Source organism: Methylobacterium sp. FW102-HT35C08, assembly GCF_058790235.1.
In genome coordinates this window covers 6,252,068-6,273,756 of the sequence record NZ_JBYTCL010000002.1, presented here as the reverse complement: position 1 = coordinate 6,273,756, position 21,689 = coordinate 6,252,068, and the positions used below count along the sequence as shown (strand labels likewise).

At 69.9% G+C, this 21,689-nt stretch carries 21 protein-coding genes; 5 read left to right on the top strand and 16 right to left on the bottom strand.

The window, feature by feature from the left end:
* Positions 1–110: 110 nt before the first annotated feature.
* Positions 111–1,616, bottom strand: coding sequence for a M81 family metallopeptidase (locus tag AC3WSN_RS30030; protein WP_492542933.1), 1,506 nt, complete (start codon positions 1,614–1,616; stop codon positions 111–113).
* A 32-nt stretch (positions 1,617–1,648) separates the two neighbouring features.
* Entirely contained in the window at positions 1,649–2,365 is a 717-nt protein-coding gene (locus AC3WSN_RS30025) for a DUF1194 domain-containing protein (RefSeq protein ID WP_492542932.1), read from the bottom strand.
* 246 nt (positions 2,366–2,611) lie between these two features.
* On the opposite strand from AC3WSN_RS30025, the gene AC3WSN_RS30020 reads away from it, so the two are divergent.
* Complete coding sequence (locus AC3WSN_RS30020) at positions 2,612–2,833, top strand: hypothetical protein (protein WP_492542930.1); 222 nt, start codon at positions 2,612–2,614, stop codon at positions 2,831–2,833.
* Positions 2,834–2,857: 24 nt separating this feature from the next.
* Here AC3WSN_RS30020 and AC3WSN_RS30015 read toward each other — a convergent pair whose 3' ends face one another.
* From AC3WSN_RS30015 to AC3WSN_RS29970, 10 genes are all read right to left on the bottom strand, one after another.
* Positions 2,858–3,625 carry a DUF1223 domain-containing protein gene (locus tag AC3WSN_RS30015; RefSeq protein WP_492542928.1) on the bottom strand — a complete coding sequence of 256 codons (768 nt, stop codon included), beginning with the start codon at positions 3,623–3,625 and terminating at the stop codon, positions 2,858–2,860.
* Between the two features lie 7 nt (positions 3,626–3,632).
* On the bottom strand, positions 3,633–4,649 hold the full coding sequence (locus AC3WSN_RS30010) for a lipid A biosynthesis lauroyl acyltransferase (RefSeq protein WP_492542926.1): 1,017 nt from the start codon (positions 4,647–4,649) through the stop codon (positions 3,633–3,635).
* 271 nt (positions 4,650–4,920) lie between these two features.
* Complete coding sequence (locus tag AC3WSN_RS30005; protein ID WP_492542925.1) at positions 4,921–5,943, bottom strand: zinc-binding dehydrogenase; 1,023 nt, start codon at positions 5,941–5,943, stop codon at positions 4,921–4,923.
* A 75-nt stretch (positions 5,944–6,018) separates the two neighbouring features.
* Positions 6,019–6,333 (bottom strand): SH3 domain-containing protein, encoded by a 315-nt coding sequence (locus AC3WSN_RS30000; protein WP_492542923.1) that lies wholly within the window; start codon positions 6,331–6,333, stop codon positions 6,019–6,021.
* A gap of 3 nt (positions 6,334–6,336) precedes the next feature.
* Positions 6,337–7,095, bottom strand: coding sequence for an SDR family NAD(P)-dependent oxidoreductase (locus AC3WSN_RS29995; RefSeq protein WP_492543340.1), 759 nt, complete (start codon positions 7,093–7,095; stop codon positions 6,337–6,339).
* 5 nt (positions 7,096–7,100) lie between these two features.
* Positions 7,101–8,384 carry a beta-ketoacyl-ACP synthase gene (locus AC3WSN_RS29990; RefSeq protein WP_492542921.1) on the bottom strand — a complete coding sequence of 428 codons (1,284 nt, stop codon included), beginning with the start codon at positions 8,382–8,384 and terminating at the stop codon, positions 7,101–7,103.
* Positions 8,385–8,487: 103 nt separating this feature from the next.
* Entirely contained in the window at positions 8,488–9,765 is a 1,278-nt protein-coding gene (locus AC3WSN_RS29985) for a Zn-dependent hydrolase (RefSeq protein ID WP_492542919.1), read from the bottom strand.
* Between the two features lie 107 nt (positions 9,766–9,872).
* Complete coding sequence (locus AC3WSN_RS29980) at positions 9,873–10,334, bottom strand: tellurite resistance TerB family protein (protein ID WP_192706801.1); 462 nt, start codon at positions 10,332–10,334, stop codon at positions 9,873–9,875.
* A 276-nt stretch (positions 10,335–10,610) separates the two neighbouring features.
* The gene (locus AC3WSN_RS29975) at positions 10,611–11,777 is read right to left on the bottom strand and encodes a carboxylate-amine ligase (RefSeq protein ID WP_492542917.1); all 1,167 of its coding nucleotides are present in this window, start codon (positions 11,775–11,777) and stop codon (positions 10,611–10,613) included.
* A gap of 90 nt (positions 11,778–11,867) precedes the next feature.
* Positions 11,868–13,385 carry a CYTH and CHAD domain-containing protein gene (locus tag AC3WSN_RS29970; RefSeq protein WP_492542915.1) on the bottom strand — a complete coding sequence of 506 codons (1,518 nt, stop codon included), beginning with the start codon at positions 13,383–13,385 and terminating at the stop codon, positions 11,868–11,870.
* Between the two features lie 364 nt (positions 13,386–13,749).
* Between AC3WSN_RS29970 and selB the strand changes: the two genes are divergently transcribed.
* Positions 13,750–15,690, top strand: coding sequence for a selenocysteine-specific translation elongation factor (gene selB / locus AC3WSN_RS29965; protein ID WP_492543338.1), 1,941 nt, complete (start codon positions 13,750–13,752; stop codon positions 15,688–15,690).
* Here selB and AC3WSN_RS29960 read toward each other — a convergent pair.
* The 3 genes from AC3WSN_RS29960 to AC3WSN_RS29950 all read right to left on the bottom strand — a co-directional run bounded on the left by AC3WSN_RS29960 (position 15,687) and on the right by AC3WSN_RS29950 (position 17,630).
* Positions 15,687–15,986 carry a hypothetical protein gene (locus tag AC3WSN_RS29960; RefSeq protein WP_492542913.1) on the bottom strand — a complete coding sequence of 100 codons (300 nt, stop codon included), beginning with the start codon at positions 15,984–15,986 and terminating at the stop codon, positions 15,687–15,689. The genes selB and AC3WSN_RS29960 overlap by 4 nt on opposite strands.
* Before the next feature lie 98 nt (positions 15,987–16,084).
* Complete coding sequence (locus AC3WSN_RS29955) at positions 16,085–16,363, bottom strand: MSMEG_0570 family nitrogen starvation response protein (protein ID WP_492542911.1); 279 nt, start codon at positions 16,361–16,363, stop codon at positions 16,085–16,087.
* Positions 16,356–17,630: an MSMEG_0565 family glycosyltransferase gene (locus AC3WSN_RS29950; protein ID WP_492543336.1), complete on the bottom strand. Its 1,275-nt coding sequence runs from the start codon at positions 17,628–17,630 to the stop codon at positions 16,356–16,358. The genes AC3WSN_RS29955 and AC3WSN_RS29950 overlap by 8 nt, the downstream gene beginning before the upstream one ends.
* 354 nt (positions 17,631–17,984) lie before the next feature.
* On the opposite strand from AC3WSN_RS29950, the gene AC3WSN_RS29945 reads away from it, so the two are divergent.
* Both AC3WSN_RS29945 and hslV read left to right on the top strand, forming a co-directional pair.
* Complete coding sequence (locus AC3WSN_RS29945) at positions 17,985–18,803, top strand: SGNH/GDSL hydrolase family protein (protein WP_492543334.1); 819 nt, start codon at positions 17,985–17,987, stop codon at positions 18,801–18,803.
* A 159-nt stretch (positions 18,804–18,962) separates the two neighbouring features.
* Positions 18,963–19,493, top strand: coding sequence for an ATP-dependent protease subunit HslV (gene hslV / locus AC3WSN_RS29940; RefSeq protein WP_192707359.1), 531 nt, complete (start codon positions 18,963–18,965; stop codon positions 19,491–19,493).
* 271 nt (positions 19,494–19,764) lie between these two features.
* Here the strand turns inward: hslV and AC3WSN_RS29935 are convergent, their stop codons facing one another.
* Positions 19,765–20,058 (bottom strand): hypothetical protein, encoded by a 294-nt coding sequence (locus tag AC3WSN_RS29935; protein WP_492543356.1) that lies wholly within the window; start codon positions 20,056–20,058, stop codon positions 19,765–19,767.
* Between AC3WSN_RS29935 and AC3WSN_RS29930 the strand changes: the two genes are divergently transcribed.
* Positions 19,979–21,664: a methyl-accepting chemotaxis protein gene (locus AC3WSN_RS29930; RefSeq protein ID WP_492542909.1), complete on the top strand. Its 1,686-nt coding sequence runs from the start codon at positions 19,979–19,981 to the stop codon at positions 21,662–21,664. The two genes, AC3WSN_RS29935 and AC3WSN_RS29930, sit on opposite strands and share 80 nt — an antisense overlap.
* Positions 21,665–21,689: the final 25 nt, after the last annotated feature.

Below are 21,689 nucleotides of genomic sequence, written 5' to 3'. Positions count from 1 at the left end.
CGTGTCCTCCCTGACCGCGCCTCGTCGGGCGCATGCGGGATGAACCTAGCGCCCTCACACGTGCTGCGCGAGCACCCGGGGTGACGGCACGGCGGTAGATGTCGTCCCGGTCACGGCCCCGGTTCCGGCGGATCGCCGTAGGGGAAGAAGTCGGCCGCCCGCATCTGGCTGTAGGGCAGATGGTCGAGCCGGACCGTGCCGAGGAACGGCTCCGGCGGCTCGACCAGCAGGATCGTCCGCGCGTAGCCGCTGTCGTCGAAGCCGCGCCGGAAATGGACCCGCGATTTGATCGCCATAACGTCGAACGCGGCCGAGTCGAGGCCGAGGCTCCAGAGCTCAGCGGGCTCGACGATCTGGGCGAGTTGCGGGCTGAGCACCAGAACGTTGCCGGATCCGAAGCCGATACAGATCCAGTGGCCACCTCCGCCACCGCTCCCGGCGACGCCCGGCGCCGGCGCGGCGACCACCTGCAGCACGGTTCCGGTGATCCGCACCGGCGTTCCGGCGGACGGGTCGGCGCCGCCGCCCACGTGCGCATCGAAGGCGTCACCTGGCCCGAGACCGCGGGCCAAAGCGTCCGCGACGGTTTCAGCCGATGCGACCGTAGCGACGAGGGACCGCGTCAGGCCCTGCGCCACGATCTCGCGCAGCAGCCACGTGGCCTGCCCGGAGCGGTCGCTGTGGTCGGCCAGCACGACGGGCCCCTCCCCTGCGGCGACGGCCTCGCGGGCGCGCCGCACGCCGTCCGCGATGGTGTAAATCCGCGTCGCGTCCAGCAGACCTCGTCGGTGGCGCCAGGCGAAGGCGGCGACGTCCCGGGCCACCTTGTCGGCGAGGTCGGGATCGCCGTTGGTCATCGCCTGCACGGTCATGCCGCCGTCCACTGCATCGCCCCAGGGGAAGCCGAAGAAGACGTTGACGTAGACGTCGGGCTCGCGCGCCTCCCAGACCAAGGCCCGCTGGACGAGATCGGACCACGGTGCGGCGCCGGTCCACTGCACCACGGTGGGCGTGAGGATCGGGACCTTGATCACGCGGTGGGTCGGCCGGTAGTCGCCGCGCACGGCCCGGACCAGCATGCGGGCAGCGCGCTCGCCCTGGAGGTGGCCGTCGTAGTGGGGAAAGTACTTCACCGCGAATGCCATGTCGGCGTGGGCGAGGAACGCGTCATCCTCGTTGCCGTGCAGGTCGAAGGTTCCGGCGATCACGGCCCGCTTCCCGACCGCGTCGCGGACCTGCCGGGCAATGTCGGCCTCCGGACGGGGTACCCCGCGCACCGCCATCGCACCGTGCAGCGCCAGATAGACGCCATCGAAGGGACCCTGCGCGTGCAGCTCCGCGACCATGTTTCCGAGGAAGTACGCGTAGGCGTCGGCGGTGATCCAGCCCGAGGCGGTGCCGGTGCGTGGCCAGAGCGGCGAGGTGATCCCGACGAGTTCCACGCCTGGGTACTCGCGCGCCACCCGCACGAAGCCGCCCATGTAGCCCTTCGGATCGGTGGCGAGCAGCGCCTCTCCGGAGGCGGGCGAGCCCGGATAGATGAAGTCTTCCCGGGCCGTGTCGTTCGGCAGGAAGGTCACGGTCTCGTGCGTGAACTGGAGCACGGCGATGCGCATCGGGGAGCGATCCTCGGCGGTACGGGGGCGGGTCAGGAGATCTCGCGCACCAGCTTGGCGATGAGGGCGCGCCCGAACGCCGCGAAGCTCTCGGCGCTCATCACGAAGGCCCCTTCGCCTCCGATCACGACGGACCGGTAGTAGGCCGCCAGACCGCCAGCCGGGTTGGTGTGCTCCTTCAGGAAGCCGGGCATGCCTTCCGGATCGGTGAGGATGACGATGCCGTTGACGGTGCTGCCGGCCGCGACAGCCGCGTCCCGGGCCTCCGTGACGGACGGGCCCGCATTGCCGGTGCCGTCGCCGGAGATGTCGATCACCCTGCGGTCGGTCCGATACGGCGCCTGTGCCAGAAGCGTGGAGGCGAAGCGGAGCGCCGAGCCGATCGCCGTACGGCCGTAGAACGGTCGCGGCGCCGCGGCGAGCTTGGCCGCGAAAACGTTCGCGTCCCGCGGGGAGGCGATCACCATCCAGTCCACCGCGATCTGCTGCTCCCCGGGTCCCGCCCAGTCGAACAGCGCGACCCCGATGCGGCCGGTTGGCCCCTCTCCGATGGCGCGCAGGACGCGCGGATCGCTGAACGCCTCGGCATAGCCGCGCCGTTCGAGTTCGAACCTGTCCTCGCTGATGCTCAGCGACACATCGACGGCGAGGACCAGCAGGACATCGACCGACTGCTCGGCGGCACCGGCGCGGCGGCCCGCCAGCGACAGTGCGGCGAGCATCCCGGACAGAAGATGGCGTCGCCGCATGGCCGACACTCGGTGAGGGGCGCCCACACGGGACGGCGGACGGCCACCTCCATGCAACGAGCCTGCCGCTCCTCTGGTTCGGCTCGAGCCGCCCCGGGACGACCGGCCGCTGTGGCACAAGGCCGGAAAGTTCCGCGCGTGGCGCTCGGGGCTGCGCCGCTTTCCGCCTCATCCCGACCGGACACCGGCGCGCTACTTCGCCCGCTCAGCGGTGCGGTCAGCACTGTCTCCAGTGAGGTGTGACATATGCGGATTGTTCATCGGATCGGACGCGTCATCGAGACCCTCGTGGTCGGAGGTGTCACCGGTACGGTCGCGCTGATCAGCCGTGCGCTCGACGCGACGATCGGGCTCGTCGGCCGCCTGTCCGAGCGCCTGGATGCGCAGCTGGCGGCACTGGCCCGCGAGTCCAGGGCGCGGCGCAGGCAGCAGGGCCGCCGACAGATCGATCCCGTTACGCTGAAATGAACCCGGCGATCCCGCGGCCGGTCGCTACAGCCCCGGGCCCTTGGCCGCCCCGAAGATGCGGCCCGGGCGACCATCCGCCGTGCCCTGCAGCAACACCACCCAGCTGTCGGCGTCGGCCGTCTTCGTCTGCGTGAAGGGCACGTCGAAGCGCGTCGCCTGCCCGGTCCAAGACCCGAGACGCTGCATGCCCCGCACGACGTTGACGTAGGTCGCCGTGCGGCCGCCATTCTCGCCGCCCTGGATCGCGATCGCCCGACTGCGCAGCACCGGCACCAGCCAGACGTCGCCGCGCAACTCGGTCTTGGCCTCGGGCGCGGCGCCGACCTCGACGAGGATTCGGTCACCCTGCCGCTCGCTCTGCACCGGGACCGGCAATCCCCCATGCTGCGCGGCATCGCGCAGGAGCCGATCCAGCGTGCTCCTGTCGGAACCGACCGCGAAGGCGCTGCCGTCGACCACAACCTGCGGGGTGAAAACCTGGCGCGCGCCGCGGCCCCTGGCATAGGCACGCTGGCGCTCGGTGAGCGGGCGCAAGGCCAGCGTGTCCTTCCAGCCGAGATAATCCCAGTAGGTCACCGGCAGGGTCAGGGCGATCACGCCGGGCTGACGGGACAGATCGCGCAGAACCGGATCGGCCGTGCGGCACGCGCCGCAGCCCTGGCTGGTGAACAATTCCACCACAGCGCGAACCGGTTCGGCCCGCGCCGCCGACGCAAGCACCAGGGTGGAGAACAGAACGGCAGCGCAGAGCGCGCGGCTGTCGCGAGTCAGGGCGCGGTGCCGGGGCGTCATTCGGGTATCAGAACGTCTGGGACGCCGTCTGTGAAATCACGTTGGCTTGAGAGCCATCTACCATCGGTTGAGGCGCCGTCGAGGTCGGCCGCGGCTTCGGCAGCATGTCCGGGCGCCAGCGCCGGTGCATCCAGAGCCACTGGCCAGGATTCTCACGCACCCAGCCCTCGACTACGGCCGTCATCGCCTGCATGGCCCCCGCCACGTCGATGGTCCCGTCGGAGGCGCGCGGCAGGTCGAGGGGCGGCGTCAGCTCCAGCCGGAAGCACCCTTCGGGCAGCCGGACGACGCGGACGCCGTGCACCGGGCACTCGTAGTGCCGGGCGAGCTTGGCCAGCAGCGGGTTGGCAAGGCACGGCCGACCGAGGAACTGGACCACGACTCCACGGGTGAAGTGCTGGTCGATGAGCTGACCGAGGTGCCCGCCATTCGCGACGACATCGCGCATGGCGAAGACAGCGCCCGGCGTCGAGGCGGCCAGCCCGCCCATGGATCGGCGGCGGACCTCCTGGACGAGGCGGGCCGCGGCCGGATTGTTGGGCGGTCGGAACACGGCGGTTGCGTCGAGGCCGAACCGGGCCGCGCAGATGGCCGGCAGCTCCCAATTGGCCAGATGCGCCGAGAAGATCAGGCCCGGCTCGCCGTCGTCGCGCAGGGCGAAGAAATGCTCGATTCCCGCGACCTCGGTCCGCGTGGGTGCCGTGGCCGCGGGATCGTAGTCGAACAGGCTGTCGAGATGGGCGTACTCGGCGCCTGTCCGGCCGAGATTGTCCCATGCCTCAAGGGCGATCCGCTTCCGCTCCGCCTCCGTCTTCTCCGGAAAGGCGGCCCGGAGGTTCGCCAGGGCGGTGCGGTGTGCCGGCAGGAGCGGGCCGATGACCCGCAGCAACGCGGCCCCGAGAGCGGTCGACCGCTGCGGCCCGAGGGCCCGTGCGAGCCAGACCAACGCTCGGATCAAGGGGATGGTGGCGAAGCCGGCGAGGCGCGGATACGACCGTTTCAACAGGAGAGCGAGACGCAGCACAATCGAATCCTGGGCCTGACACGGGCGGCCCCCCGACGCGTCCGTAGGGCGAAGCTTAAGCCATGTCTCCTGCAGTGCGAAATGGGCGCGACCGCCCCGACGTTGATCCTCGCCGTTAGATCCGGTTCGGCGCCATCGTTCCGGGGCGCCGAAGGCGAGCCCGGAACCCAGAATCGCAGGCAGCGCCAGGATCCAGCCCGCCAGCGGCTCTGGATCCCGGGCTCTGCTGCGCGGCCCCGGGATGACAACGCGCGTGCGGCGCAGCCATCACTCAGAGGCTGACGAGGATCTTCCCGAAGACCCGGCGCGATTCCAGCCGCTCGAGGCCCTGCGCGAAGTCGGCCAGCGGGTACACGGTGTCCACCACCGGCCGGATGCCGGCCGCCATCTTGTCGAGCGACTGGCGGATGTTGGCGAGCGAGCATCCGAACGAGCCGGTGATCCGGTACTGCTGCTGGAACAGCTGCATCAGGTTCATGGTGGCCGAGACGCCGGAGGTCGATCCGCAGGTGACGAGCCGGCCGCCGCGTTTCAGGCACAGCAGGGAGCCGTTCCAGGTGTCGGCCCCGACATGCTCGAACACCACGTCGACACCCTTGCGCTTGGTCAGGCGCCGGACCTCGCCCTCGAATCGCTCGGTGCGGTAGTTGATCACGTGGTCGGCGCCGAGTTCGGCGGCCTTGCGGCCCTTCTCGTCGTCTCCGACCGTCGTGTAGACCGTGCAGCCGATCGCTTTGGCCATGCGGATCGCCGCGGTGCCGATCCCCGAGCCGCCGGCATGGACCAGCACGCTCTCGCCGGGCTCCAGGCGGGCATTGTCGAACAGCATGTGCTGGACCGTTCCGAAGGCGATGCCGGCGCAGGCCGCATCGGTGTCGCTGACGCCGTCCGGCACCTTCACCACCAGCCGCGCCGGCATCGTCACACGCTCGCGGGAAAACCCGTCGAGGTGAAAGCCCATGACCCCCGAGACATCCTCGCAGAGGTTGTCGCGGCCCTCGCGACAGGCGCGGCACCGCCCGCAGGTCATGGCGCCGTAGGGGACGACCCGGTCGCCGGGTGCGAGATCGGCGACACCCTCCCCCACCAACTCGATGATCCCGGCGGCCTCGGCCCCGACGATCAGCGGCATCTTCCGCTTGGCGAAGGCCATGCCGCGGAACCCCCAGACGTCGATGAAGTTGAGGCCGACCGCACGAATCCGGACCTGCACCTCGCCAGCGCCGGGCGCGGGCGGCGCTTCGATTTCGCTCAGGCGCAGATCGCGGTCACCGAACAGCTGAAGGGCTTGCATAAGCGTTGTTTTCCGTTGGCGGCGCGGCGACGCGGTTCGTGCATGGCAAGGAAGGTCGGGCGTCGGAACCCGCCGCTAGTCCGGCGCCAGGTAGCGTCGCCGCGCCCAGCCCAGAACCCGGCCGGCCTTGACCCGGCACCACGTGGTACGGCTCGGGGTCTCGTTGGTGCAGCCGAAGACCAGGGCGCGCGACCGGATCTCGCCGATCTGCTCGGCCGAGGGATCGGGCTCAGAGCGAATGCTCAAAGCCTCGCCGGGCGCCAGGCCCGAGATGCGGTACGTCTCAGGCTCGGCCCGGGCTGGGTCCGCCGCGAGCGGCGCGATGCAGAGGACGACAGGGAGGGCGAGGCGGGTGCGCATCGGCAGGGTCGTCCAGTTCGGCGGCGTCACCGGTCAGGTCCGATGCACGCCCATCATGGCGGTCAGGCCGCCATCGACGGGCAGCACGGCCCCGGTGATGTAGGAAGCGCCATCGCCCAGCAGGAAGGCCGCGAGCGCGGCGACATCCTCGGGACGCGCGAAGCGGCCCGCGGGGACCTGGCGCTCCATGCCGCCCCGATACGCGGCGTAGCGCTCCATCATGGCGGTGTCGACGAAGCCCGGCGCGATCACGTTGACGGTGACGCCGCGCTTGGCCGTCTCGATGGCGAGGGTCCGGCAATAGGCGATGAGCGCGCCCTTGGTCGCCGCGTAGGCGGCGTTGCCGGCATTGGCCCGCAACGCAGCGACCGACCCGATCGCGACGATCCGGCCGGTCCGCGCCCGGGTCATCTCGCGCACAAGGGTCTTCGCGAGGCGGGTCAGCGAGAAGAAGTTGACCTGCATGGCGGCCTCGGCGCGCTCCTGATCGAGCATGGCCGCGAGCGCATCGCAGGATTGGCCGGCATTGTGGACCAGCCCGTAATAGCCCGCCGCTTCCGCGGTCTCGCAGAAGCCGTCGAGCGCCGCCTTGTCGGCGAGGTCCAGGGCATGGGCCGCGAAGGCGCGATCCGGATGCGCGGCGCGCAGATCGGCGAGCAGAGTCTCCGCCGCGTCGGCCGAGGCGCGGTAGGTGAAGTCGACCGCGTGACCCGCACCGGCGAGCGCGCGCACGATCGCCGCGCCGATCCCGGAGGTGCCGCCGGTGACGAGGACGCGGCGCGGGGTGGTCATGCCGCTCACGCCGGTTCCGCGCCGAAGACCAAGCAGGTGTTCTGGCCGCCGAACCCGAAGGAGTTCGACAGCACCGTGCGGACCGGCAGATCGCGGGCGGTCTCGACCACGTCGAGGACGATCGTGGGATCCGGCACCCGATGGTTGATGGTCGGCGGGATCCGGCCGTTCCGCAGCGTCAGCAGCGACACGGCCGCCTCGATCGCACCGGCGGCGGTGAGGGTATGGCCGATCATCGACTTGTTTGACGTCACCGGCAGGGTGGCGGCCCGGGCGCCGAAGACGGCCCCGAGACCGAGACCCTCCATCTTGTCGTTCTCCGGCGTCGAGGTGCCGTGGGCGTTGACCGTGTCGATCGCGTCGGCCCCGATCCCGGCATCCTCCAGGCTCGCCTGGATTGCCGCGATGATCGGCGCACCGTCCGGGCTGGATCGGGTGCGATGGAAGCCATCGCCCTTCTCGCCGCAGCCGAGGACGTAGCCGAGGATCGCGGCGCCGCGGGCGGCCGCGGCCTCCGCGTCCTCGAGGACGAGAGCCGCCGCGCCCTCGCCCATGACGAAGCCGTCGCGATCCTTCGAGAACGGCTTCGAGGCCGCTGCCGGATCGTCGTTGCGGGTCGAGAGTGCCGAGAGCAGCGAGAAGCGGATCAGCGATTCGGGATTCACCGACCCGTCGGTTCCGATGCAGAGCGCCGCCGCGGTCTCGCCGCGCCGGATCGCCTCGACGCCGAGCTGGATGGCGGTGGCGCCCGACGAGCAGGCGGTCGACAGCGAGATCGGCGAGCCCTTGGTGCCGAAGCGGTCGGCGATCCGGTCGGCGACGGTGCCGAAGATGAACAGGTCATGCCAGGGATCGAACCGGCGCGTTGCGGCGGCCCGGAGCAGGCCGGCATAATCGACCGGCCCGTCGCCGCCGGCGGCCTCGGCCAGAGCCTGCCGCTGCGGCCATTCCATCTCGACCGGCGGCACCGCGATGAATAGCGCCCCCGGGAAATCGCCCTTGGTCCCGATCCCGGACTGCGCCACCGCCTCCTCGGCGGCGACGGCGGCGAAGCGCTCGGACAAAAGCGGCGCCACCAGCGGCTCGGTATTCAGGAAATCCACCGTGCCGGCGATGCGCGTGCGCAGGCCGTCCGTGGGGAACCGGCCGATGGCGTGGATCCCGGACCGGCCCTCGGTCATGGCGGCCCAGGTGTCCGTCTGGCCCTGGCCGAGGGAGGAGACGACGCCGATGCCGGTGACCGCGACGAGCGGCCGGCCCTTGGCGTCGCGGTACGATCGCGCGCTCATGCGGTGGTCCTTAAGGGATTTTTACGCTTTCGCACACCGGGCGACCCAACGTGGTCCGAAGCGCCGCCACCGGCTGCGGCGATCCGGACCACGCTCCGGCCGGTCAGGCGGCTGTCGCCGCCTTTGGGGCGTTGGCGAGCCGCAGCACCGTCTGCAGCAGCACGTCGGCTCCGGCCGCGCAGTCGCTCTGGGTCGCGGATTCCGCCTCGTTGTGGCTGATCCCGTCCTTGCAGGGCACGAAGATCATCGCAGCCGGCACCTTGCCGGCGAGATTACAGGCATCGTGGCCGGCGCCCGAGATGATCCGGCGGCGGGCATGCCCCAGCCCTTCGGCGGCCGCGTCGATGGCCGCCACGATGGCGGCATCGAACGGCACCGGCTCCTTTCGCCAGATCCGGTTCAGCGCGATCTCGAGCTTGCGCCGCGCCGCGATCTCGGCCGCCGCCTCTTGGAGCGCCGCCTCCATCGCGTCGAGGGTTTCGGAGCGCGGGTCGCGGACGTCCACCGTGAAGGCGACCCGGCCCGGCACGACGTTTCGGGACGGAGCCAGGATCGCGGCCTCGCCGATCGTCGCCACCGCCGAGGGCGCGTGCGCCAGGGCGCTCCGCTCGGCGGCCAGAGCGAACTCCGACAGGGCCAGCAGCGCGTCCCGGCGGCGCGGCATCGGGGTGGTGCCGGCGTGGCTCTCAAAACCCGTGATCACGCCGTCGAACCACATGATGCCCTGGCCGCCCTCGACCACGCCGATGGTCTTGCCCTCGGCCTCCAGGATCGGTCCCTGCTCGATGTGCAGTTCGACGAAGGCGCCGATTTCCTGCGCGCCCACGGCCTCGGCGCCGCGATAGCCGATGGCGTCCAGGGCTTCCGCGACCGTCGTGCCGGCCGCGTCGCGCTTGGCCAGGATCGCGTCGGTGGTGAACTCGCCGGCATAGGCGGCCGAGGCCATCATGGCGGGGGCGAACCGCGAGCCCTCCTCGTTGGTCCAGTTCACCACCATCAGCGGCGCCTCGGTCTCGATGTTGGCGTCGTTCAGACTGCGCATCACTTCGAGACCGGCCAGGACACCGAGAACGCCATCGAACTTCCCGCCGGTGGGCTGGGTGTCGAGATGTGATCCGAAGGCGATCGGCTTCCGGCTCATGTCGCGGCCGGGCCGGAGGGCGTATTGGGTGCCGAGCGCGTCGACCGAGACCGTCAGCCCGGCCGCCTCGCAAGCGTCCCGGAACCAGTCGCGCACCCGCCCATCCTCGGGCGAGAGGGTCAGCCGGTTGATGCCGCCGGCCGGCGTGCCGCCGAACGCGGCGGTTTCCAGAATCGTGGACCAGAGCCGCGTGCCGTCGGCGCGCAGATTGTGGGTCTTGCTCGGGATCGTCTCGGCCATGCCGGTTCCTTTCACGGCGCGACGCCGTGGGACAAGTGCTTTGTGAGGAAACGCCGCCGTCTCTGCGACGCACGCCCGTCCAGCAACGCCGATGCCAACCGCACCGGTCAGGCTGGCGGATGGCGGACCGGATTGGCTCGCAGAAGCCCGACGCCGTCAACCCGCAGCGCCGCCGCGATCTCGCCGAGGGCGCTCGCCTCGATGTTGCTGATCCCGTCCTGGTCGGCGACATCCGCGGCGATCAGGAACACGTTCTCGCGCTGGATCGCGGGTCGCTCGGAAATCGCCCCGACATGGCGCAGGTTCTCGGCACGGCCGAGGCGCGTGCGCGCCCGGGCGATCCCCTCGTAGAGCTCGGTCTCCAGCATCAACGCGTCGTAGCCTTTCATCAGCACCGGATCGGCGCGAAGGCCCTGGAGGGCGGCGTCGAATTCCCGACCAGCGACCTCGCCGTCGGCCACGATGACGTTGGCGGCCGCCGAGACGGCGGCGAGCATCAGCGCCTTGTCGCCCGCGTAAGCGGTCACGGTGCGGCCGACTTGGCCGATGATGTCGCGCAGGAGGCTCATGGCGGACGATCGCGAGTGGCTGCGGAAAACGCGTGAGGGATAGCAGAGCACGGCTGCGAGGGAAGCCGCTGCGGTGCAGGCCGTCGCCGCAACACTGGTATGGGCAGATGACAGACGGTTGGCTTCGCCGAATATAGGCCAATCGATCATTGGTTCGGCGGATAGACACGCTTCGGCAACATGCGTGTGCGACTCATCGTGACAACCGCGCCGCCAAAGCGCGGTCGGCGGATCGCAGGCTCCGACATCCCCCCTCAGCCGGATCCTGTCCCGTCGTCACGCCGCCGGAACGTTGTTCGGGTGCCCCCCAGGCCCGGGCGTCGTGCCGGCGGCGGTCTCGTTGGCAAGATGGTCCACCACGGCCGAGAGCGCTGCGCGCTCCGTGGCTCCGGACCGGCGCGATGCCGCAAACACCGCCATCTGGCGATCCGCGCTCGTCCCTTCGGCCGCGATCGTGCGGGCGTGTCTGCAGGCCTCGGCGCAGTGCAGGGCGTCTGCGTCCTCTCCGATCAAGCCGAGCACATCGTCGACGCACGTGACCAAAGGTATCGCTTCAGCGCGAGCCTCATCGATGAGCGTAGCCCGGATGCCGTCGCGCTCGGCCCGCCACAGGTTCTCCATGACGAAGCCCCGCGAGGCCGCGGTCAGGCCGGCATTGCAGGTTCGGTCCCGCACGACGTGCCGTACGAGACACCGGAACAGCGACGCGATGCAGAGCGCATCGTCGAGGCGCGTGCAGCTGTCGGCCACCCGCAATTCGAGGGTCGGATATTTGAGCGAGGCGCGCAGGTGCCACCAGAGATAGCTGGCATCCGCTATGGCGCCGGCCCTGGTCATGACGTCGACGTAGCGGGCGTAGTCGGCCGCGTCGGCGAACAGCTCCGGCACGCCGGTCCGCGGCAATTCGGCGTAGGCGCGCATCCGGTAGCCGGCAAGCCCGGTCTGCTGACCCTGCCAGAACGGCGATGAGGTCGAGAGCGCCAGCAGCACCGGCAGGAACGGCAGCAGCCGGTTGGTCAGCCCGATCCGTGCCTCCGGATCCGGAACCTCCACGTGGACATGAAGGCCGCAGACGAGGTTGCGCCGGCCCAGCATGCGAAGGTCGGCCATGATGCCGTGATAGCGCGCCTTGTCGGTGGGACGCTGGTCGCGCCAGCGCGCCGTGGGGTGGGTTCCCGCCGCGAAAGGCAGCACTCCCCGGTCGGCGCCGATCTCCGCGAGGCTACGCCGCAGGCCAGCGAGGTGCTCCCTGGCCTCGGCGATATCGTCGCTCGGCGGCGAGGCCACTTCGACCTGACACTGAAGCTGCTCGCGTTCGGCATGGTCGAGGCGGGCCCGCACGGCGGCATGAAAGGCCCGGAGCCCGGCGCGCGGTGTCCCGCGCGTGCGCGCATCAGCGAGGAAGAACTCCTCCTCGATACCGAACCTATAGGCGTGGGCCATCGGCGCTCCCTGCCCGCGCCCGGGCGGACCTTCCGGCGAACGCCACCGCACCGGCCGAGTTCCGGACCGTGCGGCGGCGCGCGCGACGCGTCAGCGCCAGAACGGCTTCACGTCGAGGAGCTCGGCCCGGGCTTCCGCGGCCGCCTCAAGCAGCCTCTGTGCCCCCGGGTCGTCCGGACCCGGCATCGGCGGCCCGGACAGGCTCTCGGTCATCGCGCGGGCGGTCTCCTGATCGTTCAGCACGCCGAGATGGTCCTGCAGGTCCGACAGGGCCGCCCCGAACTTGTCCTGCCGCCGCCGTGACTTCTTCTTGTGGAAGAGGCCGGCGAAGAACTCCGCGCCGTAGCGCAGCTTCTTCGCGGCGATTCGGGCACGGTGGCGGGTATGGGGGTCGAGCTTCTTGAGGCCGCGGCCGCGCTTCTTGAGCCTCAGCCGAGCCCGATCGAGCACGCGGGCCGCGAAATCGCGACCGTCCTCGTTAGCCGCGGGCTGTGCCGCCCAGGAGCCGGTCTCGATCCAGCCGGCGAACTCGATGATGAGGCCGCGCCATTGCGGACTTTCCAGGGTTGCGAGGAGCGCGTCGTAGGCGCGCTCCCGCTCCGCCTCGGCCCGCTCGCGCAGGCCGTCGAGACCCTGATCATCCGGACGCTCCTCGACCAAGCTCGGCAGCGTATGCCCGAGGAAGACATCGAGGTTGCGGGCATGGCCGAACGGCTCGGTCACCCGCTTGATCTCGTCGTTGAAGCCCTCCGCGCGCGGGTCGCCCTCCAGCATGGGCGCGAACAGCGACAGGGCCGAGCGCAGCCGGCGCAGCGCCACACGGATCTGATGAAGCGCCTCCGGAGGCCGGCCGCCCTCCAGGAACGCCGTCTCGTTGAGTCGCATGTGGCGCAGGCAAGCCCGCGCGACGCGACGGAAGACGTCGCCGGCGCTCGCGCCCTCGGGAAGGTCCAGCGTCTCTGCCTTGACGATCGACGGGCCCTTGCCGTCGAGCAGCGCGAAGCCGACGGTACTCTTGGCCTTCACCGACAGGCGCAGGGGCACGGTCTCGGCGAGCCCCTGAGCGACCAGGAAGAGGTCGGCCGGGTCGCCCTCCTGAAGCTCCAGCTCGATCTCGCAGAGCGGCGCATCGCCGGTCGGGGCCTCGACACGGCCTTCGTCCAGGGTGACCAGGATCTTCGACGCGCCTTGCTCGACCGGGATCTCACGGCGCCTCACCACGGTGGAGAACAGACGCTCCACGGGCGCATCGGCGTCGCGTAAGACCTGCTCTGCCGCAGTCTCGGCCCAGGCCGCCGGGTCGGGCGTCTCGCCGGCGATCTCGGATTCCCACTCGGCCCGGTTGAACAGGCCGACATTGCCGCCGCCCGCCTTCACGGTCTGGATATAGCGGCCGCCCTTCGCGCGCACGCGCAAGGTCAGGCCCGCCGCCCGGAGGTCACGGCCCGGCGTGTCGTAGTAGGTCGTGACCAGGAGCTCGGGGTCTACGGCCGCAGCGCCCTGGAGCCGCGGATGGGCGGCGAGCGCGGTCAGGTCCGGACCGGCGCAGTCGAGCTTCAGCTCGATCTCACGGGGCTCTGCCGGGGCGGCGCTATCGGTGTCGCTCATGCTCTCCTCTTTGTGACCTGCCTTGCCTAATGGCGCGAGGCGCTCATCCGGTTGCATCGAAGAGTCGCGCTGCTGCGGCTCGGGCTGGCCATCCAGCAAAGCATTCTGAGGGACATAGACGCTTCCACGACGTCAAGCAGGACGCAAGAGCACCGCCGTATGCGCATGAGGCATGTTGCGCTGCGTTAAAAACGCGCTTTCCCAAATTCGAATCGCGTGGCAAAACAAATTGTCCACAATCCAATCTACCTCGCACGCTCCGGTCCCGACCGTCCGGCGGCTCGCGGTTCAACGTTGAGCCGGTGAGGCAGACTTCCCCTGCTGCGAGAGTGGTGCGCCCGGCGTGGACGGCGGCACCGCGGAGATGGTCCGGTCGGTGGCTGCGTTGAAGACCCTCCTCGTCGGCGTGATCGGGCATGTCGATCACGGCAAGACCGCTTTGGTGCGTGCGCTCACCGGGATCGAGACGGACAGGCTCAAGGAAGAACAGGCCCGCGGCGTGTCGATCGTCCCGGGCTTCGCCCTGCTGTCCTCGGACCAGGGTGAGATCGACCTCATCGACCTGCCCGGTCACGAACGATTCGTGCGCGCCATGGTGTCGGGCGCCACCGGCATGCGGGCCGTCCTTCTCGCCGTCGATGCGCAGGAAGGCATCAAGCCGCAGACCGTCGAGCACCTGGAGATCGCCCGCCTGATCGGCGTCCGCCGCGGTGTGCTGGCGCTGACCAAGACGGATCTCGCGTCGCCCGAGGCGATCGCGGCGCGGTCGGCCGAGATCGCCGCCGCGGCGTCTCGCGCCGGGATCGAGGCGGGTCCCGTCATCACCACCTCGACGATCACCGGCGCGGGCCTCTCTGAGCTTGCCGCGGCTCTGTCCGCGCTGCTGGTCGAGGCAGAGCCCGGCATCGACGGCGGCTTCCCCTATCTGCCGGTCGACCGGGTCTTCTCGCGGCCGGGTTTCGGCACGGTGGTCACCGGCACGCTGCGTCGCGGTCCGCTCGCGGTCGGAGACAATGTGGAGATCGTGCCTGGTGGCCGGACCGCAACGGTGCGCGGCCTTCAGATTCACGGCCGCCCGGTCGATCGCGCCGAGCCCGGACGTCGGACCGCTGTCGCTCTGCGCGGCGTCGGCCTCGACGAGATCGCCCGGGGTCAGGCCCTGTCGCTGCCGGGCCTGCTCGCCCCGAGCCAGTGGATCGACGTGGCGATCACGGCCGCGACCAGCGCGGAGGCGGCGCTGGCCGGCGGCACCGGTTGCCGCCTGCTGGTCGGCACCACGGAAGTCGAGGCTCGGCTTCGACTGCTCGACCGCGACGCCCTCGAGCCCGGCGCGAGCACCCAGGCGCAGCTGCACCTCGCAGACCCGGTTTCGGTGCCGGCTCGGGAGCCCTTCGTCCTGCGGCTCGACTCGCCGGCGGCGACGGTGGCGGGTGGCCGCGTGATCGATCCGGCCAGCCGGCGGCGCCGGCGAAATGATCCGCGCGTGATGGCCGATCTCGCCGCGCTGGCGACGGGGCGGCCGGCCGAGGTGATTGCGGTCCGTCTCGGGCAGGCCGGCGCGGCCGGCGCGTCGCTGATCGAGCTGGCACGCCTCGCGGGCGTGGCCCCGGACCGGGCCGGGGCGTTGCTGCTCGAATCCAGCGCGCGGGAGGTCGGAGAGCGGATCATCGGGGCCGGAGCCTTCGAGGCCCTCCGGACCGGCGCGCTGGCAGCCCTCTCCCAGCACCATCGTGACAACCCGATGGAGCACGGCATCGCAATCGAGCGTCTGTCCCGCTCGCTGTCTCTCACCGAGGCGCTCACCGGCACGGTCCTGCGGGCTCTCGCCGCTTCGGGTGCGGTCACTCAGGCCGGCACTCTGTGGCGGCGTGCCGATTTCGATCCGGCTCGGAACGAGAACGAGGTCGCGCGCCGGCTGGAGCAGCTCTTCCGCCGCGCCGGCCTCAACCCGCCAGACGAAAGCGACGCCGTGGGTCGCGACGTGCGCCGACGCGAGGCCCTGACCTATCTGGTCGGCGCCGGCACGGTGATCCGCGCCGTCGATCGCGTGCAACGCCGCGCGGTGCTGTTCCACCGGGAGGCGGTTGCCGGTGCCCGGACACGTTTGACCGAGGCCTTCCCGAACGCCACCACGGCCGAGTCGGGCTTCCTGGCTCGAGAGGCCGGAGCGACCCTGGGGATCTCGCGCAAGTTCTCGATCCCGCTCCTCGAGCACCTCGACGCGGTGGGCTTCACCCGGCGGGCCGGAGATCGCCGGGTGATCGTCGGCCTGGAGCCGGGCTTTCCCAGCCGGGGTTCGGCCTAGAAATCCTCGCCGGGCCAGTCGCCGGGACCCGGCTCGTAGCAGGTGTAGCCGATCAGGCAGTTCGGGTTGTCCCGGGTCGGCCGAAACGCGCGTTTGGCGATCTCGGTGGGCTCGCAGAACGAGCGGTCCCGAACAAAGCGATCGTAGGTCATGCCGCCGGTCCCGAGCACCAGGGCACCCCGCGCCTGGATCAAACGCACAGTCTGCTGGCAGGTCATGCTCGTGCTCGAGGGCCGGGTCTGCGCTACGGCCGGGGTTGCGGCCAGGATCAGCGCCGCGGCAATCCGGATCTTCATCGCCTCTGCCTGTCGTTCGCGGAGAGATGTGCGAACAACCCGGCCGGTCCGGGCGCTTTCCCTGTGTCGGTTCGCCACGTCGGCTCCCAGGCGAGAGCCTATTCCTCGAAGGACTCGATGTGGACGGTTCCGGGGCCCTGGCGGCGCGCCGACGTCTCGATCCGGGCCAGCTGGGCTTGTGCCCGGCCGCAGGGAAAACCGTAGCGGGCGCGAACGCGCTCGCTGGCGATACCGAGAGCCAGGCGGCTCAAGGTCACGAACTCCTCGACGGGGTAGTCCTGCCCGACCGCGAGGTGATCCTTGATGACCAGCGACGGCGAGTAGCACGTTTCCCGGGACCCGTCCGGCCAGCGGATGTGGAAGTGCATCTCAGGCATCGCGCGGGAACCGCTGAATATTCCAGGCTGCCGAGCCCGTGGCCACCGGCATCAGAGGTGCGGGCCCCGGCGCGAACGATTCGTAGGTCGGCAAGTGGCGGGCCGCGCATGTTGCCCAGGTGTGGGCCCGGGCGACCGCGCGGCCGGCGTTGCGAAGCTGTGCGCGGCGCGCCGGCACCAGGCTGGTCCGCATCGCCGCTGCGATCGCAGCGGCATCGTCCGGGTCGGCCGCGAGGGCCTCGACCGACGCGGTGCCAACCACGCCGGGCTCCCGCGCCGAGATGATCGCCGGCGTCCCGCACGCCATCGCTTCCAGGACGCAGAGACCGTAGCCGCCGGTCAGCGACGGCGCGACCAGCGTATCGGCGAGCCGATAAAGGCCTGGCATGTCCGCCTGCGCCGTCGGACCGGTGCGGATCACCGGCTGGCCCGGACCGACTGCCAAGCCCGCGCGCTCCAGCGACGCGCAGCACCGGGCCTCGAAGCCCGCATGGTCGGGGCGCGCCGCGTCGCCAGCCACGACGAGTTGCGCATCCGGCACAAGCTGCCGGACGGTCGCGAAGGCCTCGATAATCGTGAGCGTGTTCTTGCGTGGCTCGAACCCGCCGACGCTGAGGAAGACGGGCCCTGCGCCGAGCCCGAGCCGCCGGCGCAGATCACCGTCGCCGGGCTCGGGTTCGGGCCGATACACGGCGCTGTCGACACCATGGCCGACCATCTCGGCCCGTGCCCCGTACGCGGCCAGCAACGCTGCGGCGCCGGTCCGGCTGACGCAGAGCAGCCGGGCGGCATCGACGATCGCGCGCTCCTGCCACTGCGCCATCTGGGGGTCGGAGACCGCGTTCACGCGATGCACCGTGCGCACGAAACCGGCGATGAGGCGCCGGCGGGTCAGGGTCGCCAGTGCATTGCCGCTGATGCCGCATTGCGCGTGAAAAACGTCGAAGTCACACGCCGCCGGCGTCGAGAAATGGGCGAGGTAATCGGCGATCCGGGTCTGTACCTGGACCGCGGCCGATCCGGTCACCGGCTTGGCCGACACCGAAACCACAGGGCAGCCTGCATCCCGGAAGAAGCCGCGCCCGCTGGGATCCGGGACGTGGACCACAGCTTCGTGCCCCTGCGCACAGAGGGCTTCGCCGAGGGCGAGCGCGTGGACCGTGCTGCTGCAGGGTTGGCTCGAGCGCGTGAGGATCGCGATGCGCAAGCTGTCGACCCTGGGACGGTCAGTCGTGGCTCGCAGCCGGTCCGGGCGTCGCGCCCGCATTCCCGAACCGCGTTCTCCGCCGCCCTGCCGGAGATCCGCAGCCGGCTCGACGCATGGTTCGTGCCGCGCGCAGATCTCGGCGCCGGCCTTCATCATCGGGCCGTTGACCGACACGGCCCGCCGACGACAGGCGCCGGCACCAAGATCAGCCTTGCCCGCATGGCGGGACCTGATCTTTGGTCGCGGTCGCGGTTCGGATCCGCGAAGGGAGTCGGAGCAGCGCCTTGGCAGCCCAGCTTCGCTAATTTTGTGTTACGAATTCATCATGCTTTCAAGCGGAGGACGGAACCCCACTTTGCAAGCCCATGTGTCAGATTGTATCCGTTACTCACGAGAGCCGGAGCCGTCGGTCCCGTGTCCCAGACTATGAACAGCTTTGGTCCCGCCCGGCCCGTCCGCAAGATGCTGCGACGGCTTGGTGTCCTCTGTAGCCTCCTCGTCGTGCCGACAGCTGTCCTGGCCTACGCGGACCTGCTTCCGGAATCGCTGGATCTTCTCGGGCTCGACCTGCGCGAGAGCCCGGACCTGCCGCACGTTGCCCGTCAGATCGCGATCGGCGCTCCGTTGAAGATCGTGGCGTTCGGCTCGTCCTCGACGGAAGGGGTGGGCGCTTCCAGCCCCGCGAACGCCTATCCGGCCCGTCTCCAGATCAATCTGCGCAAGAAGCTGCGCGGGATCGACGTCGCCGTGATCAACCGCGGCATCGGCGGCGAGCACGTGGACGACATGCTGGCACGCCTCGATCGGGATGTGATCGCGGCCGAGCCGCAGCTGGTCATCTGGCAGACGGGGAGCAATGATCCTCTGCGCGGCGTCTCGATCGACCATTTCCGCGAAGCCACGGTGGCGGCGATTCGGCGGATCCGCGAAGCGGGCATCGATGTCGTGCTTATGGAGCCGCAATGGTGCCCGAAGCTCGAGGCGACGCCCGGTTCGTCGCGGTTCCTGGAGGCGGTGCGCAGCATCGGCGATGAGCTCGACGTGCCGGTCATCCGCCGCGCCGACCTGATGCACGGCTGGGTTCGCGAGGGAAAGCTGACTCCGAAGCAGCTTTTCGCCTCCGACGGCCTGCATATGGCTGATCGCGGCTACGCCCTGCTCGCCGAGGCTGCGGCGCAATCGATCCTGCAGGACGCCGGCAGCACGCAGACGGCCGAGGCCGTCGCGGAATAAGCCTCGCCATCGCGAAGGGTGCGGGTGACGCGAAGCGAGCACCGTGGGTCAGCGGCTGGACGGCGCCGACAAGGCTCCCCATCTCGGCGCGATCGAGAGCGGAGCCGAAACTTGAGCCAAGACGCATTCAGGTACGACGACCGGGGCAATCCGTCCCAGATGCACGCGACCACCATCCTGATGGTCCGGAAAGGCGGCCGTGTCGTGCTCGGCGGCGACGGTCAGGTGAGCCTCGGCCAGACGATCGTGAAGGGCAATGCCCGAAAGGTCCGGCGTCTTGCGAAGGGTGCGGTGATCGGCGGGTTCGCGGGTGCCACGGCCGACGCCTTCACGTTGTTCGAGCGCCTCGAAGCCAAGCTCGAACAATATCCCGGCCAGCTGACCCGCGCCTGCGTGGAGCTCACGAAGGACTGGCGGACCGACCGGTACCTGCGCCGCCTCGAAGCGATGATGCTGGTCGCCGATCGCGACGTCAGCCTGCTTCTGTCAGGTTCAGGGGACGTGCTGGAGCCGGAGAGCGGCGTGATGGCGATCGGCTCGGGCGGCAATTATGCGCTCGCGGCCGCACGCGCCCTGGAAGACGGCGAACTCGACGCCGAGGCGATCGTGCGCCGCGCGATGGCCATCGCAGCCGAGATCTGCGTCTACACGAACGGCAATCTCGTGATCGAGGCGCTCGACGCGGCTTGAGGCCATCCGGCAGGCCCGCCTGATCGAAACGCCCTGACGGGTGAGACGGAGATCCGAAGAGCGATCCTGATTGGGCCAGTCCGCGGCGTCGACCGCAGACTGGCCCCGCATCGCGTTCCCGACCCCAAGGGAGTCCAGCGCGGGCATCTTCGCCGAGACCGAGAATACGCGTTCAGGCAATTGCTTTCTCCACGCCTGAACGAAGTCTGATATTCGGCCGTGATTTGACTGGCAAGAATTCGGGCACGGCACCTGCTCGCTCACGAAGTACCTAGCCGCTCGCCGCGCCGACGTTCTCAATACCCGGTATGAATACTTGCGGCTCGACTGCGAAGCGTCCGGCGCTCACGCCGTCAGATTCTTGTCTATGTCTTCGAGCGCGCACCCGGCCCGCATGAAGTAAGACAAACTTTACATCATGCAAGTTAATACGTTCGTGCGAGATCAGCAAATCGCCGATGTCGCCGCGTAATGGGAACTGCAGGATGCGCTTCATCAACGACACCAGAATCGTGACCAAGCTGTCGGTCGCATTCGGAACGCTCGCTGCAGTCACTATCGGCATCAGTGCGATCGGATACAGTCGCCTATCGGCTATCGAGCTCACCAATGGCATGACGGAACACAGCTATAAGGTTCTGACAGAGCTCGAAAGCGTGACCACGTCAATGGTCAATCAGGAGACGGGTCTGCGCGGATACCTGCTGTCGGCCGATCCGAAGTTCCTTGAACCCTTTCGGGCCGGCCAGAAGGCCTACAGGGCCTCCTTCGAGGCGGTGCGGGCCTTGACTGCCGACAACGGCGAACAGCAACGGCGCCTCGACGCTGTCGGTCAGTCCGCCCAGACGTGGTCCGACGTTGCCGCCAAGGAGATTGCGCTCGTCGAAGCGGGCAATCTCGCGAAGGCCCAGCAGAGCGAAGCCGGTGGCGCCGGAAAGGCATCGATGGACGCGTTGCGCGCCAAGGTCGGCGATGCGGCGCAGGCCGAGCGGGATCTTCTCGCCATCCGGAGCACCGCGCAGGAGCAATCCTTCAGGACGGCCTATCTCACGAGCATCTTGGGCAGCGCAGCCAGTGTCGTGATCGCAGGTCTGCTGGGGATGCTGGTCTTCGCAATGCTCACACGGCCGCTGAGCCGGCTCGTGGCCGTGCTTCAGCGGATGGCGCGGGGCGAGATCGAGGCGCCGATTGCCGAGGCGCAGCGCGGCGACGAGATCGGTGCGGTCGGGAAGGCCGTGGAGGGTATCAAGGCGATGGTGGCCAAGAAGGCGGCCGAGGACGCCGAGATGAAGCACATCGCCGATGCGGCGGCCGCGGCCGAGCGGCGGAAGACCATGATCGAGCTGGCCGATGGCTTCGACCGCGCCGTCGGAGGCATCGTCGGCATGGTGTCATCCTCAGCCACGCAGTTGCAGGCCACGGCCAGGACCATGTCGGCGACCGCGACCGAGACGTCGAGCCAATCGACCACCGTGGCGGCCGCGGCCGAGGAAGCCGCCTCGAACGTCAACACCGTCGCGGCGGCGGCCGAGGAGCTGGGATCGTCGGTCCAAGAGATCGGCCGGCAGGTCAACGGCTCGGCCCAGCTGGCCCAGCTGGCGGTGAGCGAGGCCGACCAGACCGGCGCACTCGTCCAGGAGTTGAGCGGGTCGGTGTCCCGGATCGGCGACGTGGTCGGCCTGATCTCCAACATCGCCGGACAGACCAATCTTCTGGCGCTCAACGCGACCATCGAGGCCGCCCGGGCCGGCGCGGCGGGCAAGGGCTTCGCCGTGGTGGCCGCGGAGGTGAAGGCCTTGGCCGAGCAGACTGCAAAGGCCACGCATGAGATCTCCGGCCAGATCGCTCAGATCGAGGCTTCGACCGGGCAGGCCGTGGCAGCCATCGGCGGCATAACCGGGCGCATCCGCGAGATCAGCAGCGTCGCCACGTCGATCGCGGCGGCTGTCGAGGAGCAGGGCGCGGCCACGCAGGAGATCGTTCGGAACGTCGCTCAGGCGGCACTCGGCGCCGGCGAGGTGACGACCAACATCTCCGGCGTCGCGGGCGCCGCCGAAGAGACCGGCGCCGCAGCTGATCAGGTCCTGAACGCGGCTTCGGAATTGTCGCGCCAGTCCGGAAACCTCACGTCCGAGGTCGGACGCTTTCTGGCAACCGTGCGGGCGGCGTGACGGAGACAACCGGACTCGTCGAACT